11 protein-coding genes are annotated in these 10,444 nt (G+C 57.9%); 7 read left to right on the top strand and 4 right to left on the bottom strand.

Annotated features, from left to right (window positions below; all coding sequences use genetic code 11):
* The first annotated feature begins 415 nt into the window (after positions 1 to 415).
* The 6 genes from WH299_RS22975 to WH299_RS22950 all read left to right on the top strand — a co-directional run bounded on the left by WH299_RS22975 (position 416) and on the right by WH299_RS22950 (position 5,090).
* Positions 416 to 1,234: an ABC transporter ATP-binding protein gene (locus WH299_RS22975; RefSeq protein WP_339499133.1), complete on the top strand. Its 819-nt coding sequence runs from the start codon at positions 416 to 418 to the stop codon at positions 1,232 to 1,234.
* Complete coding sequence (locus tag WH299_RS22970; protein WP_122724301.1) at positions 1,231 to 1,995, top strand: ABC transporter permease subunit; 765 nt, start codon at positions 1,231 to 1,233, stop codon at positions 1,993 to 1,995. The genes WH299_RS22975 and WH299_RS22970 overlap by 4 nt, the downstream gene beginning before the upstream one ends.
* 24 nt (positions 1,996 to 2,019) lie before the next feature.
* Complete coding sequence (locus tag WH299_RS22965) at positions 2,020 to 3,060, top strand: ABC transporter substrate-binding protein (RefSeq protein WP_339551379.1); 1,041 nt, start codon at positions 2,020 to 2,022, stop codon at positions 3,058 to 3,060.
* Positions 3,057 to 3,941: a PhzF family phenazine biosynthesis protein gene (locus WH299_RS22960; protein ID WP_339551378.1), complete on the top strand. Its 885-nt coding sequence runs from the start codon at positions 3,057 to 3,059 to the stop codon at positions 3,939 to 3,941. The genes WH299_RS22965 and WH299_RS22960 overlap by 4 nt, the downstream gene beginning before the upstream one ends.
* Positions 3,938 to 4,399, top strand: coding sequence for a RidA family protein (locus WH299_RS22955; RefSeq protein ID WP_339551376.1), 462 nt, complete (start codon positions 3,938 to 3,940; stop codon positions 4,397 to 4,399). The genes WH299_RS22960 and WH299_RS22955 overlap by 4 nt, the downstream gene beginning before the upstream one ends.
* Before the next feature lie 70 nt (positions 4,400 to 4,469).
* Positions 4,470 to 5,090, top strand: coding sequence for a transglycosylase SLT domain-containing protein (locus WH299_RS22950; RefSeq protein WP_339551375.1), 621 nt, complete (start codon positions 4,470 to 4,472; stop codon positions 5,088 to 5,090).
* A gap of 51 nt (positions 5,091 to 5,141) precedes the next feature.
* Here WH299_RS22950 and WH299_RS22945 read toward each other — a convergent pair whose 3' ends face one another.
* The 4 genes from WH299_RS22945 to WH299_RS22930 form a co-directional block, all read right to left on the bottom strand.
* Positions 5,142 to 6,314 (bottom strand): hypothetical protein, encoded by a 1,173-nt coding sequence (locus WH299_RS22945; RefSeq protein WP_339551374.1) that lies wholly within the window; start codon positions 6,312 to 6,314, stop codon positions 5,142 to 5,144.
* Between the two features lie 14 nt (positions 6,315 to 6,328).
* Complete coding sequence (locus WH299_RS22940) at positions 6,329 to 7,216, bottom strand: nitrilase family protein (RefSeq protein ID WP_126571232.1); 888 nt, start codon at positions 7,214 to 7,216, stop codon at positions 6,329 to 6,331.
* Between the two features lie 112 nt (positions 7,217 to 7,328).
* Positions 7,329 to 9,278 carry a flavin monoamine oxidase family protein gene (locus tag WH299_RS22935; protein WP_339551373.1) on the bottom strand — a complete coding sequence of 650 codons (1,950 nt, stop codon included), beginning with the start codon at positions 9,276 to 9,278 and terminating at the stop codon, positions 7,329 to 7,331.
* Between the two features lie 171 nt (positions 9,279 to 9,449).
* The gene (locus WH299_RS22930; RefSeq protein WP_122724317.1) at positions 9,450 to 9,695 is read right to left on the bottom strand and encodes a DUF6124 family protein; all 246 of its coding nucleotides are present in this window, start codon (positions 9,693 to 9,695) and stop codon (positions 9,450 to 9,452) included.
* Between the two features lie 400 nt (positions 9,696 to 10,095).
* Between WH299_RS22930 and WH299_RS22925 the strand changes: the two genes are divergently transcribed.
* On the top strand, positions 10,096 to 10,440 hold the full coding sequence (locus WH299_RS22925) for an FKBP-type peptidyl-prolyl cis-trans isomerase (RefSeq protein WP_092249737.1): 345 nt from the start codon (positions 10,096 to 10,098) through the stop codon (positions 10,438 to 10,440).
* The last annotated feature ends 4 nt before the right edge of the window (positions 10,441 to 10,444 follow it).

Genomic DNA, 10,444 nt, shown 5'->3' with positions numbered 1-10,444 from the left:
GCCGGTTTAGCCGCCCCGCGCCATGGATGGGGGGGGGCGGCGGCCCCCCAAATCACTGTCGGATTCCGGGCACACCGAGCCTAGGCGAGGTGCCGAGTGTTGGGGCAAGAGCCCTTTGGTTACTTTGGGGCTCTTTTCCAAAGTGACCCGCCGTAAGGGCGGAACCCATAGCAGCCGTTACCCAAGTAACGGATATGCACCCGGTTAGATCCAACATCCAGGTCGTCTGTCAGGCCGCCTTCGCAGGCAAGCCAGCTCCCACATTCGAGTCGGTTCCTCCAGGCGCAACCCCAATCACCGGTGTCCCGATCCCGCGCATGATCCGGCCCGATCCCGTGCGCCACAAATCTGTCATCCCCCTCATCCTCTGCACACCAACAACAGACAAGTCCGGCGTACCGGACGAGGAGGGGCGGTGAGCGCAAAACCCTTTATCCGTTTTTCAGGCGTGCAAAAAAGCTTCAAAGTCGAGGGCCGCCAGTTTGTGGCCGTGCGCAATGTGTCGCTGGAGGTCCAGCGCGGCGAAATCATCACCCTGGTCGGCCCCTCGGGCTGCGGCAAGTCCACCTTGCTCAACATGACCGCCGGGCTGTTCGGCCCCACGGTCGGCGAAGTGCACTACGACGGCGTTGAAGTCAAAGGCGTGAACACCCGGGTCGGCTATATGACCCAGGCCGATCACCTGCTGCCCTGGCGCACCGTGGCTGGCAATATCGCCGTGCCGTTGCAGATTCGTCGCGTGCCCAAGGCCGAGATCGAAGCACGGGTCGAGGAGCTGATGGCGCTGGTGGGCCTCACCGGTTTCGGCGAAAGTTACCCCAACCAGCTTTCCGGCGGCATGCGCAAACGCGCGGCCATGGCGCGCTTGATGGCCAGCGACCCGGAAACCCTGCTGATGGACGAGCCCTTCGGCGCCCTCGATGCGCAAATGCGCCTGACCCTGCAGACCGAACTGCTGCGCCTGTGCCGCAAGCTCAACAAAACCGTGCTGTTCGTCACCCATGACGTCGACGAGGCCATCGCCCTGGCCGACCGTTGCGTGGTATTCGCCGGTCGCCCCGGCACCATCGACCATGTGCTCGATATCCCCTTGACCGGCGAACGCAACCTGGTGCAACTGCGCTCCGACGCACGCTACGTGGAACTCTGCGCCGAACTCTGGAAACGCCTGGCGCCCGACGTCGCCGGCGCGGCCGATCCCGCTTCATTGGCTCACTCGCTGGAGGTCGTATGATCCAGGTCTATCGCTTGCTGTTCCTGGTGTTCCTGATGCTGTTGTGGGAAGGCGTGTCGCGCTGGTTTGGCGTGGAGTTCTTCATCAGCCGCCCTTCGGCCGTGGCCCAGAGCCTGTGGAAAATCCTGCTCAATGGCGTGTTTTTCTACCATGCCGGCATCACCACCCTGGAGGCGGTGCTGGGCTTTTTCTTCGGCTCCCTCGCGGGCTTGGTTGCAGGCCTTGTACTGGGTCGCGCCAAGTTGCTGGCCGACATCCTCGATCCGTTTTTGACCGCGTTCTACAGCCTGCCGAAAGTGGCGCTGGCGCCGCTGTTCATCCTCTGGTTCGGTATCGGCTTGCCGATGAAAGTCATCCTCACCGCCGCGGTGGTGTTCTTCCTGGTGTTCCTCAACACCTACAGCGGCGTGCGCAACGTGTCCCGCGAGCAACTGACCATCCTGCGCTTGATGGGCGCCAAGGAACGTGACCTGTTGACCATGGTGGTGATCCCCTCGGCCTTCACCTGGGTGTTCACCGGCCTGCGGTTGTCGGTGCCTTATGCGCTGATCGGCGCGCTGGTGGGCGAGATCATCGCGGCCAACCGTGGCCTGGGTTACCTGCTATCGGATGCAGCCTCGCAGTTCGACACCGCCGGCGTGTTTGCCGCGCTGGTGGGGATCATTGCTTTGGCGCTGATCCTGAACACGGCGGTGAAGGTGGCCGAAAGCAAGCTGATGCCGTGGAAAGCCAATGAAGCGGAACGTGAAGTCGCGGTTTAACCCCCTCTGGTTTGGAGCTTGATCATGCTTAAGCGTCTTGTGATTGTCGGTCTGTTGTGCGCTGCCTTCCTGCCTGCCGCCCAGGCCCAGGACCTCACCAAGGTCACCCTGGCGTTCCCCAGCGAAGGCTTTCTGTATGTGCCGATCTATGTCGCGCAGAAGCAGGGCTTCTTCGCCGAAGAAGGCCTTAATGTGGAAGTGATCGTGTTTCAAAAAGGTGGCTCGGCAGCGTTGACGGCCGTGCTCGGTCGCGATGCCGACGCCTATGTCGGTTTGCCTGCGGTCGCAGTGCGCGCGCGGTCCAAAGGCCAGAACGTGCAGGCGTTTGCCGCCGTGCAGACCCAGTTCGGCAGCACCGTGGTGATCGATGGCGAGTCGGCGCGCAAAGCCGGTGTGTCGGCCGCGTCGCCCATCTCGGCGCGTGCCGAGGCCCTCAAGGGCTTGAAGATCGGCGTGACTGGCCCCGGCAGCACCACCGACATGTTGGTGCGCTACCTGGCCAAGGACGCCGGCCTGAACCCGGACAAGGACTTCACCATCATGCCCATCGGCGGAGCGCCGAACATGCTGGCGGCGTTTTCCCAGGGCAGCATCAACGGTTTCTCGCTGTCGCCGCCCACCGTCACCACGGCGGCACAGCAGGGCGGGTTTGTGCTGATGGACCTGGCCAAGGGCGAATACAAACCCTTGGACGGCTTCCTGTTCACCGCGATGATCGCCCGCGAGGACTGGTTGAGCAGCAACAAGGCCACCGCCGAGAAACTGGTGCGCGCTATCTGGAAAGCCGAACATCTGATCGCCAGCGAACCGGACAAGGCCCGCGAGTCGGTGCGCCCGTACTTCGCCCACACCGATGCGGCGATCTTCGACGCCGCCTGGACGGCTTCGTTGCCTTCCTATCCGGCCACGCCGCGTATCGAAAAAGACGGCGTCGAGAAGAACATCAGTTTCATGAACGCCGTCGAGAATGACCCGGTGACACTCGACCCGCAGCAGGTCTACACCAACACCATCGTCGACGCCGTGGCGCCGACTGTTTCCACCCTCAAGGGAGAGGCGAAATGACGCCCGAGGTTCATCTGGTCAATGTCTTTCCCGCCACCGCGCGTGGCGGCAACCCGGCGCCCACCGTGGCGCTGGCCGACGGCATGAGTGATTCCGATATGCAGCAAGTCGCCCGCGACTACGGGCATGAATGCGGCTTTGTGTTTGCCGCACCGGCCGGCAGCGATTTCGATTTTGCCCTGCGTTTCTGGGTGCCCAACCATGAGATGGAAATGTGCGGCCATGCCACCGTCGGCGCCATTTGGCTGCTGGATCAATTGGGCATGCTGCACAAGGAGCGCCTGGCGCTGTGGACGTTGAGCGGGCGGGTTGATGCACGGATTACCAATGCCGGCACGCCGCAGATTCAAGTCGAAATCAGCCAACCCAAGGGGCAGGTTGAAACCTTGAGCGACCCGCAGGTGGAGGCCGAAATTCTGTCGGTGTTGGGCATCACGTCCAATGAACTGGCGCCGTTGCCGATCCAGAACGCCCGCACCAGCCGGGTCAAGACCCTGGTCGCGCTGAAGAGCGTGGCCGTGCTGGACAGCCTCAAGCCGGACTTCCGCCGCATGGAGCAACTGTGCGAGCGCATTGGTTCCACGGGGTTGTATCCCTACGCGCCGTCGGACCTTGAAGGTCGCCAGTTTGATGCCCGGCAATTCCCCAAATCCTCTGGTTACCCGGAAGACGCCGCCACTGGCATCGCCGCCGCGGCCTTGTCTTTTGGCCTGCTGGAAAATGGCTTGGTGACCGCTGACGATCGTCCGGTGTACATCCGCCAGGGCCGCGCAATGGGCCGGCCTTCGCAGATTTCCCTGCGCTTTCGTCACGATGGGGCAGGGCAGCTACAGGGTTGCTGGTTGGGTGGGCATGTGGCGTTTGTCGAGGAGCCCGCATGAGTATTCGCGAGCGTATCGCCGCCTTGGGCTTGCAACTGCCCGAGGCGCCAGGCCCCAAGGGTGACTACGTGCCGGTGACGATTTATGCGGGTGTGGCCTATGTAAGTGGACAAGTGTGCCGGCTGGGCGATGGCGTGATCAGCGGACCGGTGACGGACCAGACCTCGCCAGCGCGGGTGACACAGGCCGGTCAAACCTGCGCGTTGCGTGCCTTGAGCGTGCTGGATCAGGCGGTAGGGTTGGAGAACGTCGAGCGCATTTTGTTTGTGCGAGGGTTTGTGTTTGGCGGCGAGGGTTTCCAGCGCTTTTCCAACGTGGTCGACGGCGCTTCCCAGGTGTTGATTGATGTGTTTGGCGAGCAGGGCCGGCATGCACGTTCGGCGGTCGGCGTGGCGGGGTTGCCCAGCGGCGGAATGTTGGAATTGGAAGTCACCGCCGTTATCAAAACAACTGGATGACACATCGGCACTCACCTCAATGAACGCGTAAAATGCCGGTCTTTTTACGCGTATCTCGCAAAGGTGCCCCTTGAGCGCAGGCAAAGCCGTCGGACTGTTACTACTCACCTCCCTGTTGGCGGCGTGCGGCACCTCGCCGCCACGCACGCCCAATGACCTCTGCGGTATCTTCCGCGAAAAGGACGACTGGTACGACGCCGCCAAAGTCACGCAAAAACGCTGGGGCGTGCCGATTCAGGTGCCGTTCGCCATCATGTACCAGGAGTCCGGCTTCCGCCAGGACGCCCTGGCCCCCCGCAAATACCTGCTGTGGATCATCCCCTGGGGCCGCGTTTCCACCGCCGCCGGCTTCGCCCAGGCCAAGGACGAAGTGTGGAACGACTACCGCAAGAGCACCGGCCGCAGCGGCGCCAGTCGCCAGGACTTCGACGACGCCATCGACTTTGTCGGCTGGTACATGGACAAGACCTACACCGTCAACGGGGTCTACAAATACGACGCGTATGGCCAGTACCTGAACTACCACGAAGGCTGGGGTGGCTACCGCCAACGCACCTACACCGCCAAGGCCTGGCTGCCGCCGGTGGCGAGCAAGGTGCAGGCGCGTTCACAGCTGTATGCGGCGCAGTATGCGCGGTGCAAGGATGATTTGGGGCGGGGGGTTTGGAGTCGATTTTGGCATTGGCTGTAAGGGGGAAAAGCTGTTCCCACGCTGCATGAAGAATACAGCGTGGGGCAAGGGCTACATCTCGATCAACCAACCCACCAAAGGCACTATCATCAACGTACTCAACGCCATTGAGGTGACATTGCCAATATACGGGTGAAAATGTGCGGGCAAACGACCCGCAATCGCACAAGCCAGCGGCGGCGCGATTAGAGCCCCGAGCAGAGCACTTGAACCGATGACTGTCCAACTACCACCATGAGTTAATACAGCTGCTGGCACTGCAGAGACCAGTGGAACGTAGGTCGGAAACCATCCTCGTTTCATCCACTGTTTTCGCCAGATCACGACGCCCAGAGCCGATGTTAGCGCCTGGGCCGCGAGCAGGTGCAATACCAGGCCTGATCCGTACGCCGGGCTGATCGGGTTCAGTGCATAGGCCACCAACACACCTGCCAGCAACCCGAGACTCGCGAGTTCGTTTCCGAAAAATGGCGCTTCGGAGAAATCTGCCAACACCCGACGCAGGCCCCAGACGATACCGTAAGTGGGCGGCTTCGCGGGTGCCGGCTTGGCGGGGGCTATGTAATCAGAACTCACCAGCGACGGCACTCGACGACACGCTACAAATGCAATGACACTGCCGATCGCCATGCCCACCACATTGCCGATCACTACTGGAAGACCCAGTGGAACGCACACGAAGTTCACGATCAGCAGGCAAATGGGGGTTACCAGCAATGCGCCCAACACTGCACCGTTTACGGCAACTTTCCAGCCGCCGCCGAACATCAGTACCATGGCTGCTGGTAACGAGACGAATGCCGCAAACGTTGGTTGCCACGTCTGTGCGGTGACGCTCCAGCCCCACAGTAGATTACTCAGCATTAACCCCATCAGTGAACTGGTTACCAACCAAGGCCATAACCCTGTTCCGTAGGAAATAGAAAATCCCTGCCAGGCTTTACCGTGCTTGCTCGCCCACCATGCCAGGTAGGCGCCGCCCAACAAACCGAGCGATGCCAGTTCGTGCTTGTAGAAGGCTACTTCACTGATATCCCCGACTATCCAACGTAGCCAGGCAACAGGGTGGGGCAGGCTTGCGACCATCTCGGCGTAGCCTGGCCAGGACCATTGGTTGCTGAGCGCCACCCACAGCACCAGTAGCACACTCGCTAACCCCAGTATCACGACGGTGAGATCTGCCCTGGACCGGTTGGACCTTGTTTCGGTAATGAGTGTTTTCATAGCACACCCTCTGATCAGCGTGGAAGGGCAGGGTGTTGGGAGTAGCCGAGCATTTGATCGTAGAGATCATTGCGTCGATCACGCTGCAGGTCATTGAGGCTGTTCCAGATCGGAGCACTGCGGGCGCTGGTGATATCAATGTCGGCGAACAGGATTTCCTGACGATTGGCTGAAGCTACCGCGCCAATCGGCCAGCCGTTGGTTCCGGTAATCAACGAGCATCCGAGGTAACGTGCTTCCCGCTCTTCGCCAATGCGGCTGGCGGCAGCGATAAACACGTTATTGACGTGGGCGGCGGTCATCGTCAGGTACGACGCCATGCATTTGCCGGCGTCATCGAACAGGGGAGGGGGCGTCCACACCCAGTTGTTCAGGCTGCAAATAATATCGGCGCCCTGCTGGCTGAGAATACGTGGCACCTCCGGGAACCAGATATCCCAACAAATCAGCAGGCCAATACGGCCTATCGGGGTTTCAAATACTGGAAATCCGGTATCGCCAGGCGTGAACCAGAGCTTTTCCAGGTTCCATAGATGCGCCTTGCGGTATTTGCCGATAAACCCATCGGGGCCTAGCAACACAGCCGTATTGAACAACTGCATACCGTCTATTTCACACAGGCCTGCCACCAGGTACACCTGGTGCTTACAGGCAAAATCTATCCACGCCTGCACACTTTCGCCGCCTGGAACCAGTTCGGCATGATCAAAGGCGTCCTGGCGACTGCTGAAGAAATACCCGCAATTGGTAAGCTCGGGCAGTACGATCAGGTTCGCTCCACCGTTTGCGGCTTCGGTCGCCAGTGCAAGACTTTGACGCAGATTGTTGGCTCGGTTGTTCATGCCAACCTGAGGGTCCAGTTGGATGACTGCTACGCGTGCGGGGCTTGCTGGTTCGCTCATGGCGGTGACCTCTTATTGTTATACAACCGTGATTCGGTTGGGCGTTTATAAGAGGCGAGCAAGCGTTTAATTAAAAGTCAGGTGATTCCCGTTACGTTGTAGTCTCTTTCTTTTACGGTTCGGCTTTATAGGTTGGGTAGTCGTCCATAGTAAAACCTCCGTTGAAAGCGGCTTGCGTTCTATTACAAATGTTTATCACGGTATCGATTGCTCCCCTGAAGCAGGGCTCCGTCCAGCCCGCATCTACAGAGAAGGATTCACCACAGAGGTACAAGCCTGACTTGTGAGAAAAGTCTCGATTGTATTTCAGTAGTTTCATGGCGTCGTAATAAGTACCTGCACGATAAAGCTTTGCGCAGCCAAGCGAGTTTTTATCATTCATCCATCGTTGAACCACCGCGTGATTACGTCCGATGTAGGGTGATATTTTTTCTTTGATATTGGTAGATTTCAAAAGGATTCTGTCGAGGTCTTCGATGCATCTATCAACGAGTTCTTCATCGGTGAATACCGATAGCTTTGTGGCGTCGTCTTCCCATGTGTAGCTGAGAAGAATGCAGTCGTAGGTGTTGTTAGGGTTGTAGCGGTAGGTATATACATCATGAACCAAGCTATCCGTCACGATGGCTTGAGGGATTTTTTTATTGTGAGAGAGAAACGTTTTTTTGAGTGGTGCGTACACTTTACAGCTGGTTTCCCAGTGAGCTGTTTTGTAGGCTTCTATGATTTCAAAGGGGAGCATTTCCGGGTTGAAGTTTTCAATTGATATTTGCGTTTCGATCAGCCATGAAGGTAGTGTTATTACTACAGAGTCATAATCGATGAATTCTTTTTTTACGTTTTCTTTTTGTGTAACGTTCCAATCGAAATAGACGCGTGTTTTCCCGCTTTTCAGTTTCTTGATCTTTGTTACTGCACAATTGGTCATGAGCCCGGAATGACTTTTTATGAGATGCTCGTATAAAGACTCATGTGCTTCTTCGGGTTTGATGAAGAGTATGGATTCGGCCAGGGATCCAAGTCCGATGTAGTTGGGTTTTTTGAAAGCTAGACCTCTCGAATCCAAGAGCTCGGGATGGTCTAAGTAAGGCGACGCCATCGGTGTGCCGTCCGCGTTCACACGCCCGTGGATTAATTGCAGATGACTGCTGAATCCAAATATCGCCGTGCGCAGGGGGTAAAGTGAACATACGTCATAGAATGCTCCCCAACTGCCATCACCAATGCCGATGGAGTAGAAAACCGCGGATTCCTGTGCAGTCATGCCCATGCCACCGAAGTTTCCAGGGGCACTTGATTGCCAGCTATCGATGCTTGGCATTTTGACCAAGTCGCGGAAGGAAACACTTTCGTATTTTTTGACTATTAAATTCCATATGTTCTCCCAGCCTTCAGTACCGTAATGTTCGGAGACGATCAACGTCATGCGCTCGGCGAAGGCTTTCCATTTTGCGAAAACATTGCCCAGTGTTTGACCTGGAGGCGGTGTTTTTCCATCCGTGTTTTTCCAGATAAGCATGGTGGGTTCTGCGCTGTCATCGACGCTCCCTTCTCGTAGAAATATACCTGTGGATCGCACCGCAGGGCTGCCTGGATTGGGGAAGTCTGTGTGGCGCAATTCGAATTCGTTGGCGTAATAGGCCATGAGTGAACGCCCATCTTTAGGCGGTTCGTCTGATGTGTTGAAGAACGGCATTCTCATTGCGCCCATCTCGAAAGGCGGTCTGCCAACGGTGTGGGTATTGTTATTCCCAAGAGCGGTGAGGTGCCTGCCGCCAATACGCTTTGACTTTTCAATTAACGTAATATCTGTGAAGCCGCACCGGTGAAGTTCACGTGCCGTTGTTAAGCCTGTAATGCCAGCGCCAATAATGCATATTTTATGATGGGGCTCAGTAGCCTGGGCAATTCCATTGACCTGCTCCACGAGCGCGCGGTAGTCGAAACACAAATCAGGTGGATTGGGGAACCTGGCTGCCCATTTGCTCTTGTTGGATCGCTTTTTTCGATGGGGGTGTTGGGCTGTGTCTGCGGGGTAATTGAAGTTGGAACCGATGGTCATTCTGATATTCCCAGTTCAGAGTTAATGGACTCGGAACAGGATGGCCATGAGTGTTGCTAGCCAGAAATAGGCTAGCGTTGGATTTTGGCACAGTAAATTCGTATTTTTTCGTAGGGGCAGTGCAAGCGATTAAAGTGGGGAACATGCTCCCTCACTCTGAGCGACATTGTGTTAGCTCGGCTGCATACACTCCAGCGACCGATCCACCCTCACACTGGCCATGTCCACCAGGTGCATGACCGACAGCACCAACGTGCGTGAAGTCCCTTCCAGTTGATCCCCGGCCGTTTGCGCCGCAACGGCGGCACAACGCAACACGCTGCTGGCGTGGGCCAGGGCGTCTTCGAAGCTGAGGTCTGGGGTGGTGGTGAAGAATTGCAGTTCTGAAGCGGGTGGCGCGGGGACAGGTTTGTCCATGGGTTCAACTCCTAATCAACGTTAGAGAGCCGTTACCTTCGCTACTAAACGGGGCGGCGGCGGGGTGGCGGCCGTACGCAGGTTAGTAGACCGGTGATTAGGACCCGGCGCACGCGAAGGTGCCCTGCGCACGGCCACCATAACGCAGGGCCGAAAAAAGGCGCCTTGCATAAGGGGGCGCTTGGCGCCTAATCACATCGTGGGCTACTAAAACCGGTCACTGAATGGGCAGTGACCGACGAAGACTAGCCACGTGATTTGAGCGGCGCAAGCGGTTGGGATTCTCTCGGAGACGTCCTGCGAGTTAAAGGGAAATGTCATCGCAGCGACTCTTCCTACACTTGCCAAACCTACCCAATTCTGGGAAAACCCCACCCTTTGTACCGTCAACGAGCGCCCTATGAGCCCCGAAGAACTCCAAATCACTGACATCCGCCCCGGCACCGGCAAAGCCGTGGTCAAGGGCGCGTTGATCACCACCCAATACACCGGCACCCTGGAAGACGGCACGGTGTTCGATTCGTCCTGGGAGCGCGGCAAGCCGTTCCAGTGTGTGATCGGCACCGGGCGTGTGATCAAGGGCTGGGACCAGGGGTTGATGGGCATGCAGGTGGGCGGTGTGCGCACCCTGTTTGTGCCGGCGCATCTGGCCTATGGCGAGCGGTCGATGGGCGCGCATATCAAGCCCAACAGCAACCTGCGTTTTGAGATTGAGTTGCTGGAAGTGCTGACGCGGGACGATTGAGGAC

The organism is Pseudomonas sp. MYb541, assembly GCF_037479595.1.
In the GTDB taxonomy this organism is placed as follows: Bacteria; Pseudomonadota; Gammaproteobacteria; order Pseudomonadales; family Pseudomonadaceae; genus Aquipseudomonas; species Aquipseudomonas canadensis.
Note: the sequence above shows the minus strand (reverse complement) of the source record. Positions and strands in the feature narration are given on the sequence as shown.

What these genes read in the sequence shown, in the direction of transcription:
- WH299_RS22970 (WP_122724301.1), top strand. Translation starts at nt 1,231, where the DNA reads ATGATCCAGGTCTATCGCTTGCTGTTCCTGGTGTTCCTGATGCTGTTG.
- WH299_RS22965 (WP_339551379.1), top strand. Translation starts at nt 2,020, where the DNA reads ATGCTTAAGCGTCTTGTGATTGTCGGTCTGTTGTGCGCTGCCTTCCTG.
- WH299_RS22960 (WP_339551378.1), top strand. Translation starts at nt 3,057, where the DNA reads ATGACGCCCGAGGTTCATCTGGTCAATGTCTTTCCCGCCACCGCGCGT.
- WH299_RS22955 (WP_339551376.1), top strand. Translation starts at nt 3,938, where the DNA reads ATGAGTATTCGCGAGCGTATCGCCGCCTTGGGCTTGCAACTGCCCGAG.
- WH299_RS22945 (WP_339551374.1), bottom strand. Translation starts at nt 6,314, where the DNA reads ATGAAAACACTCATTACCGAAACAAGGTCCAACCGGTCCAGGGCAGAT.
- WH299_RS22940 (WP_126571232.1), bottom strand. Translation starts at nt 7,216, where the DNA reads ATGAGCGAACCAGCAAGCCCCGCACGCGTAGCAGTCATCCAACTGGAC.
- WH299_RS22935 (WP_339551373.1), bottom strand. Translation starts at nt 9,278, where the DNA reads ATGACCATCGGTTCCAACTTCAATTACCCCGCAGACACAGCCCAACAC.
- WH299_RS22930 (WP_122724317.1), bottom strand. Translation starts at nt 9,695, where the DNA reads ATGGACAAACCTGTCCCCGCGCCACCCGCTTCAGAACTGCAATTCTTC.
- WH299_RS22925 (WP_092249737.1), top strand. Translation starts at nt 10,096, where the DNA reads ATGAGCCCCGAAGAACTCCAAATCACTGACATCCGCCCCGGCACCGGC.